The sequence below is a fragment of the Bradyrhizobium sp. sGM-13 genome (assembly GCF_018398875.1).
In the GTDB taxonomy this organism is placed as follows: domain Bacteria; phylum Pseudomonadota; class Alphaproteobacteria; order Rhizobiales; family Xanthobacteraceae; genus Bradyrhizobium.
Genome location: NZ_JAGWDK010000012.1, coordinates 83,208 through 101,441 on the forward strand (window position 1 = coordinate 83,208; position 18,234 = coordinate 101,441).

At 62.5% G+C, this 18,234-nt stretch carries 19 protein-coding genes; 13 read left to right on the top strand and 6 right to left on the bottom strand.

From position 1 onward, the window contains the following. Positions 1–80 precede the first annotated feature (80 nt). The gene (locus KJQ96_RS19830) at positions 81–512 is read right to left on the bottom strand and encodes a hypothetical protein (RefSeq protein WP_213288239.1); all 432 of its coding nucleotides are present in this window, start codon (positions 510–512) and stop codon (positions 81–83) included. Positions 513–618: 106 nt separating this feature from the next. Between KJQ96_RS19830 and KJQ96_RS19835 the strand changes: the two genes are divergently transcribed. Continuing rightward, positions 619–780: a hypothetical protein gene (locus KJQ96_RS19835; RefSeq protein WP_213288240.1), complete on the top strand. Its 162-nt coding sequence runs from the start codon at positions 619–621 to the stop codon at positions 778–780. Positions 781–818: 38 nt separating this feature from the next. Here the strand turns inward: KJQ96_RS19835 and KJQ96_RS19840 are convergent, their stop codons facing one another. Then, positions 819–1,049 carry a hypothetical protein gene (locus tag KJQ96_RS19840; RefSeq protein ID WP_213288241.1) on the bottom strand — a complete coding sequence of 77 codons (231 nt, stop codon included), beginning with the start codon at positions 1,047–1,049 and terminating at the stop codon, positions 819–821. A 255-nt stretch (positions 1,050–1,304) separates the two neighbouring features. Between KJQ96_RS19840 and KJQ96_RS19845 the strand changes: the two genes are divergently transcribed. From KJQ96_RS19845 to rocF, 3 genes are all read left to right on the top strand, one after another. Continuing rightward, complete coding sequence (locus tag KJQ96_RS19845) at positions 1,305–3,833, top strand: glycogen/starch/alpha-glucan phosphorylase (protein ID WP_375293187.1); 2,529 nt, start codon at positions 1,305–1,307, stop codon at positions 3,831–3,833. A 176-nt stretch (positions 3,834–4,009) separates the two neighbouring features. Next, the gene (locus KJQ96_RS19850; protein WP_213288243.1) at positions 4,010–4,828 is read left to right on the top strand and encodes an acyl-CoA thioesterase II; all 819 of its coding nucleotides are present in this window, start codon (positions 4,010–4,012) and stop codon (positions 4,826–4,828) included. Between the two features lie 117 nt (positions 4,829–4,945). Further along, positions 4,946–5,947 carry an arginase gene (rocF, locus tag KJQ96_RS19855; protein ID WP_213288244.1) on the top strand — a complete coding sequence of 334 codons (1,002 nt, stop codon included), beginning with the start codon at positions 4,946–4,948 and terminating at the stop codon, positions 5,945–5,947. 35 nt (positions 5,948–5,982) lie between these two features. Here rocF and KJQ96_RS19860 read toward each other — a convergent pair whose 3' ends face one another. Next, complete coding sequence (locus KJQ96_RS19860) at positions 5,983–7,599, bottom strand: phosphoenolpyruvate carboxykinase (RefSeq protein ID WP_213288245.1); 1,617 nt, start codon at positions 7,597–7,599, stop codon at positions 5,983–5,985. A 115-nt stretch (positions 7,600–7,714) separates the two neighbouring features. On the opposite strand from KJQ96_RS19860, the gene KJQ96_RS19865 reads away from it, so the two are divergent. After that, positions 7,715–8,005 (top strand): hypothetical protein, encoded by a 291-nt coding sequence (locus tag KJQ96_RS19865; protein ID WP_213288246.1) that lies wholly within the window; start codon positions 7,715–7,717, stop codon positions 8,003–8,005. 48 nt (positions 8,006–8,053) lie between these two features. Here KJQ96_RS19865 and KJQ96_RS19870 read toward each other — a convergent pair whose 3' ends face one another. Continuing rightward, positions 8,054–8,788 carry a HugZ family protein gene (locus KJQ96_RS19870; RefSeq protein WP_213288247.1) on the bottom strand — a complete coding sequence of 245 codons (735 nt, stop codon included), beginning with the start codon at positions 8,786–8,788 and terminating at the stop codon, positions 8,054–8,056. Between the two features lie 218 nt (positions 8,789–9,006). Here KJQ96_RS19870 and KJQ96_RS19875 point away from each other — a divergent pair, with 218 nt between their 5' ends. The 5 genes from KJQ96_RS19875 to KJQ96_RS19895 all read left to right on the top strand — a co-directional run bounded on the left by KJQ96_RS19875 (position 9,007) and on the right by KJQ96_RS19895 (position 13,001). Further along, on the top strand, positions 9,007–9,708 hold the full coding sequence (locus tag KJQ96_RS19875; RefSeq protein WP_027541437.1) for a response regulator transcription factor: 702 nt from the start codon (positions 9,007–9,009) through the stop codon (positions 9,706–9,708). Positions 9,709–9,808: 100 nt separating this feature from the next. Continuing rightward, entirely contained in the window at positions 9,809–11,626 is a 1,818-nt protein-coding gene (locus KJQ96_RS19880; RefSeq protein WP_213288248.1) for a sensor histidine kinase, read from the top strand. Further along, positions 11,623–12,144 (top strand): HPr kinase/phosphorylase, encoded by a 522-nt coding sequence (locus tag KJQ96_RS19885; protein ID WP_213288249.1) that lies wholly within the window; start codon positions 11,623–11,625, stop codon positions 12,142–12,144. Before KJQ96_RS19880 ends, KJQ96_RS19885 begins: the two co-directional genes overlap by 4 nt. Before the next feature lie 132 nt (positions 12,145–12,276). After that, complete coding sequence (locus tag KJQ96_RS19890) at positions 12,277–12,678, top strand: PTS sugar transporter subunit IIA (RefSeq protein ID WP_213288381.1); 402 nt, start codon at positions 12,277–12,279, stop codon at positions 12,676–12,678. Continuing rightward, positions 12,675–13,001: an HPr family phosphocarrier protein gene (locus tag KJQ96_RS19895; protein WP_065746723.1), complete on the top strand. Its 327-nt coding sequence runs from the start codon at positions 12,675–12,677 to the stop codon at positions 12,999–13,001. Before KJQ96_RS19890 ends, KJQ96_RS19895 begins: the two co-directional genes overlap by 4 nt. Positions 13,002–13,008: 7 nt before the next feature. Here the strand turns inward: KJQ96_RS19895 and KJQ96_RS19900 are convergent, their stop codons facing one another. Together KJQ96_RS19900 and KJQ96_RS19905 are read right to left on the bottom strand one after the other, a co-directional pair. Next, positions 13,009–13,806 carry an SDR family NAD(P)-dependent oxidoreductase gene (locus KJQ96_RS19900; RefSeq protein WP_213288250.1) on the bottom strand — a complete coding sequence of 266 codons (798 nt, stop codon included), beginning with the start codon at positions 13,804–13,806 and terminating at the stop codon, positions 13,009–13,011. Between the two features lie 22 nt (positions 13,807–13,828). After that, positions 13,829–15,424 carry a glycosyltransferase family 39 protein gene (locus tag KJQ96_RS19905; protein WP_213288251.1) on the bottom strand — a complete coding sequence of 532 codons (1,596 nt, stop codon included), beginning with the start codon at positions 15,422–15,424 and terminating at the stop codon, positions 13,829–13,831. A 113-nt stretch (positions 15,425–15,537) separates the two neighbouring features. Between KJQ96_RS19905 and lepA the strand changes: the two genes are divergently transcribed. From lepA to KJQ96_RS19920, 3 genes are all read left to right on the top strand, one after another. Continuing rightward, positions 15,538–17,349, top strand: coding sequence for a translation elongation factor 4 (gene lepA, locus KJQ96_RS19910; protein ID WP_213288252.1), 1,812 nt, complete (start codon positions 15,538–15,540; stop codon positions 17,347–17,349). A 237-nt stretch (positions 17,350–17,586) separates the two neighbouring features. Beyond that, positions 17,587–17,820: an antitoxin MazE family protein gene (locus KJQ96_RS19915; RefSeq protein ID WP_213288253.1), complete on the top strand. Its 234-nt coding sequence runs from the start codon at positions 17,587–17,589 to the stop codon at positions 17,818–17,820. Positions 17,821–17,914: 94 nt separating this feature from the next. Beyond that, positions 17,915–18,148 carry a type II toxin-antitoxin system PemK/MazF family toxin gene (locus KJQ96_RS19920; protein WP_249734246.1) on the top strand — a complete coding sequence of 78 codons (234 nt, stop codon included), beginning with the start codon at positions 17,915–17,917 and terminating at the stop codon, positions 18,146–18,148. Positions 18,149–18,234: the final 86 nt, after the last annotated feature.

Sequence of the window (18,234 nt, forward strand, 5' to 3'; positions counted from 1 at the left end):
CAAACACAAAATTGCGAAAACAACCCCATGCAAAGTAGCGTGGGCCCGGCCTCGCAGCATTCACATAGCTGACGTCCGCACTACCGCCCGACGATGACACCGATCACGTTCGGCGCCGACAGATATTTTTCCTCGATCGCCGCCCGCGCCGCGGCACGATTTTCCGGCGTCAGCAGGCCGCGCTTCTCGGCGAGAATCATCCAGCAATAGCCCCACCAGTCCGTCAGCATGCCCTGGTCGTCGACGAGATCGTAGCGTTGCTCGGCGGCAAAAATCCGCGCCTGCGCCTCATCCAGCGAATCGAGAAAGGCGTGATCCTCGATCGAAAACAGTTCGTCGCTGAAATCGTCCGTGGTGTAGCCCCACACCGACATGCAGACCGCGTTGAACTCGCGGTCGATCGCGTCGTCGTCGACGAGCTGGCGGCGCGAGGCCTGATGCAGGCGCGACAGCGAACGCGCGAAATCGGCGATGCGGGTGAGAGCGAACTGATCGAAAGCGATGGTGGACATGTAGTCCTCGCAAACTCGGATGGGCCTATATGTTGTGTCGGCGACCCGCCGAATCACAATGATATATCAAAGACTTGCTAAGGTGTTCTTAATTTGTTCTAGCTTCGTGCCGAATTTTCGCTATCCCGTTGCCGCAAGGATCGAGGATCATGGACGGGCGAGAACCAGCCAGATTCGGATGCTGTTGCTGGAAGCGGCCGACGCGATCGAGTTGCCGCAGAAGCTCTATCTCCGGCATCCCGCGCTTGCCGAGGAAATCGAACCTTGAGATCGCGCAATGGGATGAACCGTCCCGAACTCAATCCTTCACATCGCCGACAACAGCTTGTCGCCGCAATAATTGGCGTAGAATTTTCCGCCGCATTGCCGCTTGATCGCGGCACAACGCGCAGCAGGCGAAGTGCCCTTTGCGACGCTGAACGAGCAGCTTACGCCGTCGGCACTTCTGCCGGTCTTGCCCGCGGCAAAGGCGGCGCTAGTGGCGCTGATGCAGACCATCAATAACGCGGTGGCAGCGATCTCGATCGTCAATCTCATGACAGGCCTCCCCGTTTGCTGGCACGCGATTTCTTTGGACCCCCAATCGGCATCTACCCACCAAGCCCAGCGATCCCTGTACTTTGGTATTGAATTATAACACCAAAAGATAACACCAAAAGCCGGCCGCCGGTGCCGCGAAATCGGCCCGGTCCTTGCATAAATTCATACCAGCGCAGTGCACAACATACTCCGGCGTTCTCCGGCGTTTCGGTTGCCGGACAAGACGCCTATGTTGTGAGTCTCAATGCAGGGATTGACGTGTTGCAGGAACAAATCGCAGGGAACTATCCGGCACTTGGCCAGCCGGTCGACGAACTCGCACTGGCCGAAATCAAGGGCGCCATCCTCGCCAAGCTGCGCCTTGCGATCGGCAAGGACGCCGGCATGGCGACGCGTCGCGACTGGTACAAGGCCGCGGCGCTGGCGTTGCGCGACCGCGTCGTGCACCGCTGGCTGACGGCCGAAAAGGAGAGCTACGATGCGGGCAGCAAACGTGTCTATTACCTCTCGCTCGAATTCCTGATCGGCCGGCTGTTCACCGACGCGCTGAACAATATGGGCCTCTTGCCAGTGTTCGAGGCGGCGCTCGGCGATCTCGGCGTCGGCCTGGATGATTTGCGCAAATGCGAGCCGGATGCCGCGCTCGGCAATGGCGGCCTCGGACGGCTTGCGGCGTGCTTTATGGAGAGCATGGCGACGCTGGCCGTTCCCGCTATCGGCTACGGCATCCGCTACGATTTCGGCCTGTTCCGCCAGATCATTTCGCAGGGTTGGCAGCAGGAATATCCGGACGAATGGCTGAGTTTCGGCAACCCCTGGGAATTCCTGCGGGCGGAGGTGGTCTATCACGTTCATTTCGGCGGCTTTGTCGATCACGTCGACGACCGCGGGCGCGACCGCGCGACGTGGCGGCCGGCGGAAACCGTGCAGGCCGTCGCCTATGACACGCCGATCGTGGGCTGGCGCGGCCACCACGTAAACGCGCTGCGGCTATGGTCGGCGCGCTCGCCCGATCCGCTGCGGCTCGACGTCTTCAACACCGGCGACTACCTCGGCGCCGTCGCCGAGGAAGCGCGCGCGGAATCGATCTGCAAATTCCTCTACCCGAACGACGAGAGCCCCGCGGGGCGTGAGTTGCGGCTACGGCAGGAATATTTCTTCGTCTCGGCCTCGCTGCAGGACCTGGTCAAGCGGCACCTTGCCTCGGACGGGCAGTTGCGCAACTTGGCGATGAAGGTCGCGGTGCAGCTCAACGACACCCATCCGAGCCTTGCCGTCACCGAACTGATGCGCATCCTGGTCGATCTGCACAATTTCCGCTGGGACGAGGCGTGGAAGATCACGGTGGCGACGCTGTCCTACACCAATCACACGCTGCTGCCGGAAGCGCTGGAAACCTGGCCGGTCGAACTGTTCGAGCGGCTGCTGCCGCGGCATCTCGAAATCATCTACCGCATCAACGCCGCGCATCTGGCGCTGGCCGAGCAGCGCTGCCCCGGCGATATCGAATATCGCGCGTCGGTGTCGCTGATCGACGAGAAGTCCGGACGTCGCGTGCGGATGGGGCAGCTCGCCTTCGTCGGCTCGCACCGCATCAACGGTGTGTCGGCGATGCACTCCGACCTGATGAAAGAGACCGTGTTCCACGATCTCAATCATCTCTATCCCGGCCGCATCACCAACAAGACCAACGGCATCACCTTCCGCCGCTGGCTGATGCTGGCCAATCCGAAGCTCACCGGGCTTATGCGCGAGGTCTGCGGCGAGGCCGTGCTCGACGACTTCTCGCTGTTCGAGCGCCTCGAGGCCCACGCCAGCGACAACGCGTTCCAGCAGAGCTTTCGCGAGGTCAAGCATCACAACAAGCTGGCGCTGGCGCGACTCATCAACGAGCGCCTCGGCGTCAAGATCGATCCGTCGGCATTGTTCGACATCCAGATCAAGCGCATTCACGAATACAAGCGGCAATTGCTCAATGTCGTCGAGACCATTGCGCTGTACCAGGCGATCAAGGACGAGCCGCAGCGCGACTGGGTGCCGCGCGTAAAAATCTTCGCCGGCAAGGCGGCGGCAAGCTATCGCTACGCCAAGCTGATCATCAAGCTGATCAACGATGTCGCCGAAGTCGTTAACAACGACCCTGACGTCGCAGGAAGGCTGAAGGTCGTCTTTCTCGCCGACTACAATGTCAGCCTCGCCGAAGTGATCATTCCGGCCGCCGATCTATCCGAACAGATTTCGACCGCCGGCATGGAAGCCTCCGGTACCGGTAACATGAAGCTGGCGCTAAACGGCGCGCTGACGATCGGCACGCTCGACGGCGCCAATATCGAAATCCGCGACCATGTCGGCGCGGAGAATATCGCGATCTTCGGCATGGAGGCTGGCGACGTGATGATCCGGCGCAAGCAGGGGCTGGACGCGACCGATGTGATCAGCCGCTCGCCGCGGCTGGCGCGCGCCATTACCGCTATCGAGAGCGGCGCGTTCTCGCCCGACGATCGCGCCCGTTTCGCCTCGATCGGCCACGCGCTGCGCTATCTCGACCACTACATGGTCTCGGCCGATTTCGATTCCTACTACACAGCGCAGCGCGGCATCGACGCGCGGTGGCAAGTGGTGCCGGCCTGGACCCGCGCCTCGATCCTCAACGTGGCGCGGATGCCGTGGTTCTCCTCCGACCGCACCATCCGCGAATATGCCGAGGAGATCTGGCACGTGCCGGTGCGAACGGCTGCGCCGGTGCCGGAGGCGGGCGTCCTGCGCGGGGCGACGCGATAAGCCCGGTGGGCTTGTATCCATTACCTCAGACGTCATTGAATTCGGCGGAGTTGCGGTGATACTGCATTTGACGTTCACGACGTCATTGCGAGCGAAGCGAAGCAATCCATGTCGCTACGCAAGGAAAAGATGGATTGCTTCGTCGCTTTGCTCCGCGCAATGACGGGAAATATGGAATGCTCACCAAAGGCCCACACCTCTTCGACGACGCCACGCAGGTCACCGCCGGTGACAGTTGCTGGCAAGGCAAGACCAGCCCGGATTACTGGGCCTTTGTCGGCCCGTTCGGCGGCTGCACAGCCGCCACCATCCTGCGCGCGGTGATGGAGCATCCGCAACGTGCGGGCGATCCGTTGTCGGTCACGGTGAATTTCTGCGCGCCGGTCGCCGAAGGTGGCTTCGCTCTCGACGTGCGCCTGGTCAAGGCCAACCGTTCGAGCCAGCATTGGTGCGTGGAGATGACGCAAGGCGGCGGCGATGTTGCGACGCTGGCAACCGCCGTGTTCGCCGAGCGCCGTCCGTCCTGGTCGCACCAGCAGGCAAAATTTCCGGGCGCTAAGCCGTTCGAGCAGGCACCTTCGTTTCCGAACACGCCGATGACGTGGACACACCAGTATGATTTCCGCTTCGTCGAGGGTGAGCCGAATTTCTACGGCACGCCGGCTTCGCCGCCGCTCGATGCATTCTCCAAACAATGGATCGGCGACCGCATGCCGCGGAAGATCGACATGCTGTCGCTGATGTCGATGTCGGATGCCTTCTTCGGACGGATATTTCTGGCGCGGCGGGAACTGGTGCCGTTCGGCACGGTGTCGCTGACGACGTACTTCCATACCGCGTCGGAAGAGGTGGCGGCCGAGGATATCACGCGGGTATTGGCGGTGGCGGACGCCAGAACTTTCCACAGGAGTTATGGCGACCAGCACGGCGAAGTATGGTCGCCGTCGGGTCGCCTCCTCGCAACCACGACGCAAATCGCCTATTTCAAAGCATAACAGCGTAGGGTGGACAAAGGCGCGCTTGCGCCGTGCCCACCATCTATCCGACTGTGATCCTGTTCGGTGGGCACGCTACGCTTTGCCCACCCTACGATTCTTCGGAGGCCCCGGCTCATGTCCGACGCCAACGCTCCTCGCATCGCTCTGCTCGGTGTCCCCCTCGAGATCGGCGCCTCGCAGGCTGGCACGCTGATGGGACCGGCGGCGCTGCGCACCGCAGGCATCGGCCGCATCCTCGATCAACTCGGTTTTGTCGTCGAAGACCATGGCGATATGCTGACGCCGGCCATTGCTCCCGCCGAGGGCCCGCCGCCGGCGAACGCCAAATATTACGACGTGATCAAAACCTGGATCCGCGCGCTCAGCGAGCGGTCGTATTTGCTCGCGCAATCCGGCGCCGTTCCGATCTTCATGGGCGGCGATCACTCGCTCTCGATGGGGTCGGTGAACGGCGTCGCGCGGCACTGGCAGGAACAAGGCCGGCCGTTATTCGTGCTGTGGCTCGATGCACATGCCGATTACAACACGCCGCAGACGACCGAGACCGGCAACATGCACGGCATGTCGGCGGCCTTTCTCTGCGGCGAAGACGGCCTCGAGGGCCTGCTGGGCGACGAGCCCCGCGCCTCGATCGGTCCCGAGCGGATCGATCTGTTCGGCATCCGCTCGATCGACCCGCTGGAGAAAAAGCTGGTGTTCGACCGCCGCGTCGCGATCGCCGACATGCGCGCCATCGACGAGTTCGGCGTCGCCGTCCTGATCCGGCGCGTGATCGAGCGCGTCAGGGCGAGCAACGGGGTGCTGCATTTAAGCTTCGATGTCGATTTTCTCGATCCCGCGGTCGCCCCCGGCGTCGGCACCACGGTACCGGGTGGCGCGACCTATCGCGAAGCGCATCTCATCATGGAGTTGCTGCACGATTCCGGTCTGGTGCGATCAGTCGACGTCGTCGAGCTCAACCCGTTCCTGGACGAACGCGGCCGCACCGCGCGCGTCGCGGTCGAATTGATCAGCAGCCTGTTCGGCCTGCAGATCACCGATCGCCACACGCCCAGCAACGCGGTCTTTCCGGACAACAGCCAAATTCGTCGGAAAAGCAAAAAGGGCGGCCCATGAAGCCGCCCTTTGGAGCAGTTGCCTGCGTTTGAGCCTTACTCCGCCGCGAGCTTCAAATCCGGCGCGGCAGCGCGAACTTCGGCGTCGACCTGGGCTTCGAACTTGGCAAAGTTCTTCTGGAACATGCCGACCAGTGCGCGCGCGGTCTTGTCGAACTCGGCCTTGTCCTTCCAGGTGTTGACCGGATTGAGGATCTCGCTGGGCACGCCCGGTAGCGCGGTCGGCACCGCAAAACCGAAATACTTGTCGGTTCGGAATTCGACATTGCGCAACGAACCGTCCAGCGCTGCGGTCAGCAGCGCGCGCGTCACCTTGATCGGCATCCGGCTGCCGGTGCCGTATTTGCCGCCGGTCCAGCCGGTGTTGACCAGCCAGCAATCGACGTTGTGCTTCGCGATCAGCTCGCGCAGCATGTTGCCGTAGACGGACGGATCGAGCGGCAGGAACGGCGAACCGAAGCAGGTGGAGAATTCCGGCTGCGGCTCATTGCCGAGACCGCGCTCGGTGCCGGCGACCTTGGCGGTATAGCCAGACAGGAAATGATACATCGCCTGAGCCGGCGAGAGTTTTGCAATCGGGGGCAACACGCCGAACGCGTCGGCGGCCAGCATCACGACGTTTTTCGGCTGGCCGGCGCGGCCGGTGCGCGAAGCGTTCGGGATGAAATCGAGAGGGTAGGCCGAACGGGTGTTTTCGGTCTTCGAACCGTCGTCGAAGTCGGGCACGCGGGTATTTTCGTCGAGCACCACGTTCTCGAGCACCGCGCCGAAGCGGCTGCTGGCGGCGAAGATCTGCGGCTCGGCTTCCTTCGACAGCTTGATGCACTTGGCGTAGCAGCCGCCTTCGAAGTTGAAGACGCCGTCGCTGCCCCAGCCATGCTCGTCGTCGCCGATCAGCGTGCGATTGGGATCGGCCGACAGCGTGGTCTTTCCGGTACCGGAAAGGCCGAAGAAGATCGCGGTGTCGCCCTTGGGTCCGACATTGGCCGAGCAGTGCATCGGCAGCACGCCCTTGGCGGGCAGATAATAGTTCAGCGTGGTGAAGACCGACTTCTTCATCTCGCCGGCATAATAAGACCCGCCGATCAGGACGATCTTGCGGGCGAAATCGATCGCGACGACATTCTCCGAACGCACACCGTGACGTTTAGGGTCGGCGCGGAAGCTCGGCAGGTCGATGATGGTGAGTTCAGGCACGAAATCCTTCAGCGCTTGAGCCTCGGGGCGGATCAAGAGCGTTCGGATGAACAGCGAGTGCCAGGCAAGTTCGGTGAAGACGCGCGTCTTGATCTGGAAGCTCGGGTCGGCGCCGCCGTAAAGATCCTGCGCGTACAGCGTCATGCCTTCGGCATGTTTGAGGAAGTCGGCATAGAGCGCGGCAAACTGCTCCGAGGTGATCGACTGGTTACCGGCCCACCACATGTTCTTGTCGGTGGTCGCATCACGCACCGTGAACTTGTCCTTGGGACTGCGGCCGGTGAATTCACCGGTGTCCGCGCAGAGCGCGCCCTCGGCCGACAACACGGCCTCGCCGGCCGTGAGTGAATGTTGATAAAGCTGCGGCGCGCCGAGATTCCAGTGCACCGTCTTGAGATTTTTTAAGCCGAATTTGTCGGCGCCGAAAGCACCGTTGCGTAGACCCGTCTCTTGCACGAAGAAAGTCCTCCTCGAACCCGCGTTACTCGAATCGCGCGCATGTCGCTTGACGCGCTCTGTCGCGGTGACCTTGAATTATAGCCTGCCGGCCTCGGTCCGGCGACCTATATTGATGAACGCCGTGCTTGCCAAGCCGATCCACGCGATTTGGTTTATTCCAGCGCGGAAGGTTGATTTGCATCAATCGCTTGCTGCACTGCTTTGCGCTGGTTTGCCCTCTTGGTTGCGCGACCATCTGCCGTTCGCTACCTCGGCCGGCAATTGCTGCGTTGCACAATCAGAACGTTTTCAGCGCGCGGAGCGTGTTTTCATGACGAAGCTTTTCGCCCGTGACCGCGAGTTGCACCATCGCTTCGTTTTACGGCAACAGCGCCTGAATCTTCTTCACTGTCATCGGCGATGATTTCGACAGTGCAGCGTAGTTGCTCGGTGACGGCAAGCGCTAACGTTGTTAGCCCTTGGCCCGCGCCTCGCCTGCCAACCGCACGAGCATCTTGCGCAACGCCATAGCGCTGGTGACCCGTTCCGGGAAATCCAGCCGCAGTGTCGCGGAGGCGGCCTGCATGTCCATACCGTCGGGGTCGCAACCGGTGCAGCGCCAGTCCGCGGACTCGGCGCCCAGCAGTTTGGTCGCGTAGAGGTTCATCGCCTCGCGGTGATCCTCGTTCATATGCTCGACGGCGCCCTGCTCGGCTTCCAGCAAATCGGTGGCATCGCCGATCTCGGTCATGAACTGCTCGGGCATGAGATCGATGATGCGGCCGAAACCGGCGACCAGATGCAGGCCTGACGGAACGACCCGGAAGAACGAGAAGTCCTTGAAATCTACAAACGCTTCAGCCGATGGATGAGCGTTAAGATAGCGCCGGCGCAGGATTTTCGCAGTTTCTCCTTGAGCCTCCTCGGCCTGTCCCGCCAGCATGATTCGTGCGCCCTTCAGCGGATCGCCGGCGGCACGTTCGTCCAACATCAGCGATACCCTGCTGTCAGCGAGGATGTTTTTTGTATGCAGCGCCAGCCGCGAAAGCAGCAGAATCGGCGACGCATCGGCATGGCTGGCGACGTTAACCAGCGAGCAATAGGGATCGCCACTTTCGGGCATAAGCGTGGCCAACGCGCCCTGCCGAGAGCGCCGCAGCAGCGATCGGGCCAGTTTGGAAGCATCAAAATCTGCGGTCGGCTGCATGGTTCCTTTCCGGCCATCTTATTGCAAAAAGGGCCTTTTCTCATCGGGTCAGGGTGCTATATGGGGGGCCGCGCGTCTCCTTGGGAGCGTTTTGCGGAACTCGGTCACACTTCAGCCCAGCTTGCATTGCTCGTTGACTGTGTACGAAGCCCATTTATGCGGCGTCTGGCTCAAGTGCTCGCCGTTTAAGCCACTCTCTTATTCGAAAGCAGAGGCTCATGCCCACAATCGCCCTGGTCGATGATGACCGCAACATTCTTACTTCCGTATCGATCGCGCTCGAAGCCGAAGGCTATCGCATCATGACCTATACGGATGGTGCCTCGGCGCTGGACGGCTTCCGCACCTCGCCGCCGGATCTTGCGATCCTCGATATCAAGATGCCGCGCATGGACGGCATGGAGACATTACGCCGGTTGCGGCAGAAGTCCGATCTGCCGGTGATCTTCTTAACTTCCAAAGATGAAGAGATCGACGAATTGTTCGGCCTCAAGATGGGCGCCGACGATTTTATCCGCAAGCCGTTCTCGCAGCGCCTCTTGGTCGAGCGCGTCAAGGCCGTGCTTCGCCGCGGCCAACCCAAGGATCCGACCGCCGTTCCGAAGGAGCCGGATGCACGCGCGCTGGACCGCGGGCTGTTGCGAATGGACCCGGAGCGTCACACTTGCACCTGGAAGAACGAGCCGGTGACGCTGACGGTGACGGAGTTCTTGATCCTGCAGGCGCTGGCCACGCGGCCCGGTGTGGTGAAGAGCCGCAACGCGCTGATGGACGCGGCCTATGACGACCAGGTCTATGTCGACGACCGCACCATCGACAGCCACATCAAGCGACTGCGCAAGAAGTTCAAGGTGGTCGATGATGATTTCGAGATGATCGAGACGCTGTATGGCGTCGGCTATCGCTTCAAGGAAGCCTGATCTGCGTTTTCCGGGCGGAAGTGTTAACTGACACATCCGCCCCGTTCGGCGTAAAAGCGTAGAGCTAGAAATCGGCGCATCACAACCGGCAGTTCAGCCATTGCTAGATCGAACGCAGCCCGATCCCAACCTGAACAACGAGGATGCTTTGGAGCTCCTCGATCGGGATCGCGTTGCCGAGGATAATGCGGGCGAGAAGGGCTGGCGGCGACCGCTCGGCTGGTTGCGCCGGGCCGGGCAGTTCTTCTTCGCGCTCTCCTTCTCCAGCCTTACGCGCCGGATCGTCTCGCTCAATCTGGCGGGCCTCGTCGCGCTGGTGGCGAGCATTCTCTATCTCTCGCAATTCCGTGCCGGCCTGATCGATGCGCGGGCGCAGAGCCTTCTAGTGCAGGCCGAAATCATCGCCGGCGCGATTGCCGCCTCCGCCACCGTCGAAACCAACACCATCACGATCGATCCGGACCGGCTGCTCGACCTCAAGCCCGGCGAAAGCTACGGTGCGCCGGACGAATCCTCCGGGCTGGATTTTCCGATCAATCCGGAGCGGGTCGCGCCGGTGCTGCGGCGGCTGATCTCGCCCACCAAGACCCGCGCCCGCATCTATGGCGGCGACGGCGGCATGATCCTCGACAGCCGCAGTCTCTATGGCCGCGGCGACGTATTGCGATTTGAACTACCGCCACCTTCGACGGAGAAGCCGGGCTTCGTCGAACGCGCGCTGATCGCGACCCGCACCTGGCTCAATCGCGGCGACCTGCCGCTCTATCGCGAGCTGGGCCCTGAGAACGGCAAGGGCTACCAGGAAATCGTGCAGGCGCTCGACGGCGTCAAAAGCAGCATGGTGCGCGTCAACGACCGCGGCGAGGTGATCGTCTCGGTCGCGGTCCCCGTACAGCGGTTCCGTGCCGTACACGGTGCGCTGATGCTCTCGACGCAAGGCGACGACATCGACCAGATGGTGACCGCCGAGCGGCTGGCGATCCTGAAGGTCGGCGGCGTGGCCTCCGCGGTCATGATCGTGCTGTCGCTCTTGCTCGCGAGCACGATCGCGGGTCCGGTGCGGCGGCTGGCCGACGGCGCCGAGCGTGTCCGGCGGCGCATCCAGACCCGCGTCGAGATTCCCGATTTCACCCGCCGCCGCGACGAGATCGGCCATCTGTCCGGCGCGCTGCGCGATATGACGAACGCGCTCTACAGCCGCATCGAGGCGATCGAGATGTTCGCCGCCGACGTCGCCCATGAATTGAAGAACCCGCTGACCTCGCTGCGCTCGGCGGTGGAAACGCTGCCTTTGGCACGCAACGACACCAGCCGCGCGCGCCTGCTCGAGGTGATCGAGCACGACGTCAAGCGGCTCGACCGGTTGATCTCGGATATTTCAGATGCGAGCCGCCTCGATGCCGAATTGCAGCGCCAGGACATGGCCCCGGTCGATCTGCGCCGGCTGCTGACGACGCTGACCTCGGTCGCCAACGAAACCCGGCTCGGCCACGACGTCGCGGTCGAGGCGCGCTTCGAGGGCCGCGGCGCCACCGATACTTTCTCGGTGCCGGGTCATGATTCCCGCCTCGGACAGGTGATCTCCAACTTGCTGTCCAATGCGCAATCCTTCTCCACCCCCGGCGGGAAGGTGCGCGTCACCTGCCGCCGCGCGCGCTCGGAGATCGAAATCGTCGTCGATGACGATGGGCCGGGCATCGGCGAGGATGCGCTGGAACGCATCTTCGAGCGCTTCTACACCGACCGTCCCCATCAGGGCTTTGGTCAGAACTCAGGTCTCGGCCTATCGATCTCCAAGCAGATCATCGAAGCGCATAATGGGCGGATCTGGGCGGAAAACCGCCATGGCCCGGCCGGCCCCGACGGCAGGCCGACGGTGGCGGGCGCGCGGTTCGTGGTCAGGCTGCCCACGCCATGACGGCGGGCGCGAGCGTGCACGCCTCCGCCGTGCTGGTGGGCGAGCGCGCGGTGCTGATCCGTGGGCCATCCGGCGCCGGCAAGTCGCGGCTGGCCTTCGATCTGATTCTCGCCGGACGCGCCGGACAGCTTCCGCGGGTCATTTTGGTCGGGGATGACCGTGTCCATCTCGACACAGTCGCCGGACAATTGTTGGTCCGCCCGGCGCGAGAATTGGCCGGGCTGATCGAGATCCGAGGCCTCGGCATTCGCCATTGTGACTTTGTTGGGGAGGCGGTGGTGGGCCTCGTCGCCGACCTCGCGGCCAGCGATGCCGAGCGGCTGCCGCCGCCAGAAGCGCTCTCCACCCGCCTGAACGGTGTCATACTACCGAGAGTTCCCGTCGGAACCGGCTATGACCCCCTCCCGCTGATTGTGGCGACCCTGACGACAACCGCCGGTTCAGGTTCCGTCCAACCTTTGGATGATTGTTCGAAGGGGATTGGTAACCATATAAGCCCCAATATCGCCACCGAATAAGCTGGCGCAGGCCTCAGTCTTTACCGGCAAATTCCGGAACAATAGCCAAGATGCCCTCTTGCGCGGGGCCTCTGGATGGTCAAAGTGGCGCGTTCGTGCGGTGCACCAAAAAGCACCCGCGAGGAGTTTCCGATGATTGGTCTAGTGCTTGTGACCCATGGGCGCCTTGCCGACGAGTTCAAGGCGGCGCTCGAACATGTCATGGGTCCGCAAAAACAAATTGAAGCCATCACGATTGGAGCCGAAGACGACTCCGATCTGTGTCGAAGCGATATCATCGAAGCGGTGAATCGCGTCGACAGCGGCGATGGTGTCGCCATCCTTACCGACATGTTCGGCGGCACACCTTCCAACCTCGCAATTTCCTGCATGAGCCGCCCCAAGGTGGAAGTGCTCGCAGGCATCAATCTTCCCATGCTGGTCAAGCTTGCCAAGGTGCGCGAAGAGCGCTCGCTTCCCGATGCCATCGCGCTGGCGCAGGAAGCCGGCCGCAAATACGTCACCATCGCCAGCCGCGTGCTAGCCGGCAAATGAGCGACGAGGCCGCGCCCGACAAGGAACTCGGGCCGAGCGTGCCCGCGGGCGCCATCTCGCGGGAACTTCAGATCATCAACAAGCGCGGCCTGCACGCGCGGGCCTCGGCCAAATTCGTCCAGATGGTCGAGCGCTTCAACGCCGAGGTCTGGGTGACGCGCGGCAGCGAGACCGTGGGCGGCACCTCGATCATGGGCTTGATGATGCTGGCAGCGGGCCCTGGAACCTCGGTTACGGTCTCCGCGATCGGCCCCGAGGCGCAGCAAGCGGTCGATGCGATCGCCGCGCTGGTTGCCGACAAGTTCAACGAAGAAGGCGTGTGAGACACCATCAAAACGGGTTCGTCACAATCCCGCCGTCGGCGCGCAGCGCGGCGCCGTTGGTGGCGCTGGAGGCTTTTGAGCAGACGTAGCAGATCAGATTGGCGATCTCTTCCGGCGCGGCGTAACGCTGCAAGAGCGACGCCGGGCGACGTTCGCTGAAGGTGCGCGAGACGAGGTCGTCGACGGTCGTGCCCGCAGCTTTCGCGCGCGCGGCCAGGCGGACCGGCGCCATCTCGACCCAGGTGGGGCCCGGCATCACCGAATTGACGGTTACGTTAGTGCCCTTGGTCGTCTCGGCTGCGCCGCGTGCGATGACGAGCTGCGCCGATTTCGAGAAGCCGTAATGCACCATCTCCTTCGGAACAAAGACGCCGGATTCGCTGGAGACAAACACGACACGGCCCCAATCCTTGCTATCAAGCATCCGCTTCAAATAGTGCCGCGTCAGCCGCACCCCGCTCATGACGTTGACTTCGAACATCCTCAACCAATCGGAATCCTCGATCTCGAAGAAGCCCTTTGGCTCGTAGATGCCGAGATTGTTGACGAGAATGTCGACGTCGGGAAATTGCGCAACCAGCGCCGCGCAGCCCGCCGCATGGCCGAGATCGAATGCCGCCGCGTGCACCTTGGCCGACGGCGCAGCCTGTTCAACTTTCGCCACGGCCTCGCCGACCGCCGCCTTCTCGCGGCCGTTGATGATCACCTCCGCGCCCATTTGCGCAAGCCCGATGGCGGTCGCGAGCCCGATGCCGCGAGTCGAGCCGGTCACGAGCGCCGTTTTATCCGTCAGGTCGAGATCCATGCGTTGGCCCTTCGAGTGATTTCTATCTGGCCGGCGGCACGATGAAGACGTTCCAGGCCGTCGCGGGGCCAGCCTTGCCAAGGAAGAATCGCCGCGTGGTCATCACCATGCGTTCGGCATTGGCGGCATGGGCCTGCATCCACGCCTCGCATTTTTCCAGCTTCCAGTGGTCGACCTCGCAGATGCCGATGAAGCCCGATCGCTTCGCCTCCTCGAGCGAGGTCAGGCCGGACGACCACGGCTCGTCCGGCGTCAGCGGCGCCGGATGGTCGGGGCTGTAGAAGGTGACAGGCTGGCCGGTAACGGTATAGGCGGCGACCACCGGCCAGCGCGAATAAAACCGCGTGTGCCAGGCCTCCGTCAGTTCGCGGGCGAGTTCGGAACGCGCCCGATAGGTCGCGCCTGCGGTGCGCTTTTCATCCAGTTCGTAGGCGACGATCCTTGGCGATATCGTCAACACGACGAGCGAGATGACGAGCCAGGTCGCCGTCAGGTTCAACAGCGCGATTTTCCGGATCCGCACCGCAGGGATCGCGACCAGCGCGAGCGGCATCAGGAAGAACAGCGGGATGCCCCAGTCGGTCTTGATGTAGACGTGGAATGTCAGCGCACCCAGCGGCGGACCGATCGCCACGACCGCCTGGACGATCCAGACATTGATCGCCTGCGAAATGTTGACGCCGATATTGGCGCCGCGCGAGAAGGCCGGAAATGGCATCAAGCGGAACGGCCGCCACATCAGCGCGATCGCGCCGAGTATCACCGGTGCGGCCAGCAGCGCGAGATTGTGCCCGACATAGCCCAACGCGAGATCGTCGATCATCGCGCGGTCGGTGAGAGAGTAAGTATCGCCGGCATAGGTGAGCGGGACGAAGTCCACCTGCTTCAGCCACATGAAGTGCGGGAGCATTGCGACCACGAGCGTGGCAATCGCGACCCATGGCGCCGGCGAACGCAGGAACTGCAAGCGCTGCGGATGGATCAACGCAGCAAGGCCGACGGCGCCGATCACGGTCAGCGCCCAGTATTTGGTCATCAGCGCCAGCGCACCGGCGAGCCCGAGCCACACGCCCGATTTGACGCTGCGCTTCTCGAACGCGTCGAGGTAGGCCAGCGCGACGAGCGGCAGCGTGACGAGTTGCAACAGATCCGGATTGTACTTGAAGCCCTTGAAGTTGAAGATCGGATAGAGCGCGAGCATCACCACGACGAAGAACGCGCGGCGGCGATCGACCACGCGCAACGCCAATAGCCAGCAGATCACGAGGGAGCAGCCGAGCGTCGTCATTGCCAAGGCATAGGTCGCCCAGTCGGTGACCGGAAACAGCATGAACCAGGCGCCGGCGACCCATCCCGACAACGGCGGGTGCTTGCCATAGCCGAGCAGGAACTTCTGCCCCCAGGCGAACGCTTCGGCGACGTCCATATGGACGTCCTGCCCGGTCTTCAGATTGACCAGGATCAGCGTCCACAGCACGGCGTGGACCACGGCAAAGCCGGTCACCAGCCACAGGCCGGCTTTGGGATCACTGGCGCGTGAGGCCAGCCACGCCGCCAGCCGCTGGATCGTGGGGATGCGCCTTCGCGCGGCCGTGGGCGAAATGGATGCAATCGACATGGCCATTGCCTAGCGTGTTTTCGGCTCAAGTGGAATCAGCTTGGCGTGAAGAAAGCCCCTTAAAATACAGCAAGATGGTTGCCGCACGGGGACGCGAATGCTATCCCGCGCCCATGACAACTGCGCCCATTTCCAACATCCGCAACTTCTCCATCGTCGCTCACATCGACCATGGCAAATCGACGCTGGCCGACCGCCTGATCCAGATGACAGGCGGGCTGTCGGACCGCGAAATGGCGGGCAAGGAACAGGTGCTCGATTCCATGGATATCGAGCGCGAGCGCGGCATCACCATCAAGGCGCAGACGGTGCGGCTGAACTACCGCGCCAAGGACGGCAAGAATTACATCTTCAACCTGATGGACACGCCCGGCCATGTCGACTTCGCCTACGAAGTCTCGCGATCGCTGGCGGCCTGCGAAGGGTCGCTCCTGGTGGTCGATGCCAGCCAGGGCGTCGAGGCGCAGACGCTCGCCAACGTCTATCAGGCGCTCGACAACAATCACGAGATCGTGCCGGTTCTCAACAAGGTTGATCTGCCGGCGGCCGAGCCTGACAAGGTCAAGCAGCAGATCGAGGACGTGATTGGCATCGATGCCTCGGACGCCGTGATGATCTCGGCCAAGACCGGCTTGGGCGTTCCCGACGTGCTGGAAGCCATCGTGACCCGGCTGCCGCCGCCGAAGGGCGACCGCGGCGCGCCGCTGAAGGCGCTATTGGTGGATAGCTGGTACGACGTCTATCTCGGCGTCGTCGTGCTGATCCGCGTCGTCGACGGCACGATGAAGAAGGGCCAGCGCATCCGCATGATGGGTACCAACGCGGCCTATGATGTCGAGCGCGTCGGGTTCTTCACGCCGAAGATGGAGCAGGTCGACGAGCTCGGCCCCGGCGAAATCGGCTTCATTACCGCGGCGATCAAGGAAGTCGCCGACACGCGCGTGGGCGATACCATCACCGACGACAAGAAGCCGATCACCGAGATGCTGCCCGGCTTCAAGCCGGCGATCCCGGTGGTGTTCTGCGGGCTGTTCCCGGTCGATGCCAACGATTTCGAAACGCTACGCGCGGCGATGGGCAAATTGCGGCTCAACGATGCGAGCTTCTCCTACGAAATGGAGACTTCGGCCGCGCTCGGCTTCGGTTTCCGCTGCGGTTTCCTCGGGCTGCTGCATCTCGAAATCATCCAGGAGCGGCTGTCGCGCGAGTTCGATCTCAACCTGATCGCGACAGCGCCGAGCGTGATCTACAAGATGCACCTCACCGACGGGCAGGAGATCGAGATCCACAACCCGGTCGACATGCCCGATGTCGTCAAGATCGCCGACATCGAGGAGCCGTGGATCGAGGCCACGATCCTCACGCCGGACGAATATCTCGGCAGCGTGCTAAAACTGTGTCAGGACCGACGCGGCGCGCAGAAGGAGCTCACTTACGTCGGCTCCCGCGCGATGGTGAAATATGATTTGCCGCTCAACGAAGTCGTATTCGATTTCTACGACCGGCTGAAATCCGTCTCGAAAGGCTACGCCTCGTTCGACTATCATCTGACCGACTACAAGGTGGCCGACCTCGTCAAGATGCAGATCCTTGTCAACGGCGAGCCGGTCGATGCGTTGTCGATGCTGGTGCACCGGACGCGCGCGGAGGGCCGCGGCCGCGCCATGGTCGAAAAGATGAAGGAACTGATCCCGCCGCACATGTTCCAGATCCCGATCCAGGCTGCGATCGGCGGCAAGGTGATCGCCCGCGAAACCGTCCGCGCGCTGCGCAAGGACGTGACCGCCAAATGCTACGGCGGCGACATCACACGCAAACGCAAGCTTCTGGAGAAGCAGAAGGAAGGCAAGAAGAAGATGCGGCAGTTCGGCAAGGTCGACATCCCGCAGGAAGCGTTTATTGCCGCGCTGAAGGTGGATAGCTGAGGCGCCGCTCGCGAAGCACTAACGATCTCGCGTGCCGGGCGCGGCGCCTCTCCCGACGGGGCCTGGACACAAAATCGCGAAAACAACCCCATGCAAAGTAGAATGGGCCCGGCTCGCAGCGCTCGCGCCGCGCGGAGCGTGCGCACTGTACGGCGGCGCGATGGCCGCATGCCGTTGTGGAGCAAGTCCACAATCCAAAGCGTTGAATTTTCGTGCGTAACATTTTACGTATGAAATATGGCCACCCCGAAGAAGGCAAAGCCCCATACCCCGCAGCAGCGCATGGCCGCGCGCCGCGCGCGGTTGCGCGCACAAGGCTTGCGTCCAGTGCAGCATTGGGTTCCGGATTTGCGGGATCCCAAGGTGCGGGCCGATTTGCGCCGGCAGGCAAGACTGATGGCGCGACACCCGGAAAATGACGCCATCGATTCCTGGAATGAGGCCGCATACGACTGGAGCGGCTGGAAGTGAAGCGCGGCAGTGTCGTGCTGGTGGTCGTTCCGAGCGAACTGGGACGGGGTCACGGCTCGGCGTAATCGTACAAGCCGACGAATTCACCAAGGCCTTGTCGACCGCGTTCGTCTGTCCACTCTCGTCCGACGTCCAGGACGGGTTGCTGCTCAGGCCCATTATTGAAGCCAAACCTTCGAATGGGCTTCGTCTTCGTTCGCAGATTATGACAGACAAGATGATCGCGCTGCTACAAGATCGTATCCGGATCATCATCGGCCAAATCGATTCCAAGACATCTGAACAGCTCGATCGTGCGCTGCTCGTCGTCCTCGGTCTCGCGCGGTGACCGCAAGGCCTCGTAGACCTTGCCCTCTCTCGCCGGATAGGCCACCATCACCCCGCGCATATAAGCAACAGCACACGCGCGGGGAA

Coding starts and splice junctions, on each gene's coding strand:
- KJQ96_RS19830 (WP_213288239.1), bottom strand. CDS start 512: ATGTCCACCATCGCTTTCGATCAGTTCGCTCTCACCCGCATCGCCGAT.
- KJQ96_RS19840 (WP_213288241.1), bottom strand. CDS start 1,049: ATGAGATTGACGATCGAGATCGCTGCCACCGCGTTATTGATGGTCTGC.
- KJQ96_RS19850 (WP_213288243.1), top strand. CDS start 4,010: ATGCTCACCAAAGGCCCACACCTCTTCGACGACGCCACGCAGGTCACC.
- rocF (WP_213288244.1), top strand. CDS start 4,946: ATGTCCGACGCCAACGCTCCTCGCATCGCTCTGCTCGGTGTCCCCCTC.
- KJQ96_RS19865 (WP_213288246.1), top strand. CDS start 7,715: ATGAACGCCGTGCTTGCCAAGCCGATCCACGCGATTTGGTTTATTCCA.
- KJQ96_RS19870 (WP_213288247.1), bottom strand. CDS start 8,788: ATGCAGCCGACCGCAGATTTTGATGCTTCCAAACTGGCCCGATCGCTG.
- KJQ96_RS19875 (WP_027541437.1), top strand. CDS start 9,007: ATGCCCACAATCGCCCTGGTCGATGATGACCGCAACATTCTTACTTCC.
- KJQ96_RS19885 (WP_213288249.1), top strand. CDS start 11,623: ATGACGGCGGGCGCGAGCGTGCACGCCTCCGCCGTGCTGGTGGGCGAG.
- KJQ96_RS19890 (WP_213288381.1), top strand. CDS start 12,277: ATGATTGGTCTAGTGCTTGTGACCCATGGGCGCCTTGCCGACGAGTTC.
- KJQ96_RS19895 (WP_065746723.1), top strand. CDS start 12,675: ATGAGCGACGAGGCCGCGCCCGACAAGGAACTCGGGCCGAGCGTGCCC.
- KJQ96_RS19900 (WP_213288250.1), bottom strand. CDS start 13,806: ATGGATCTCGACCTGACGGATAAAACGGCGCTCGTGACCGGCTCGACT.
- KJQ96_RS19905 (WP_213288251.1), bottom strand. CDS start 15,424: ATGTCGATTGCATCCATTTCGCCCACGGCCGCGCGAAGGCGCATCCCC.
- lepA (WP_213288252.1), top strand. CDS start 15,538: ATGACAACTGCGCCCATTTCCAACATCCGCAACTTCTCCATCGTCGCT.
- KJQ96_RS19915 (WP_213288253.1), top strand. CDS start 17,587: ATGGCCACCCCGAAGAAGGCAAAGCCCCATACCCCGCAGCAGCGCATG.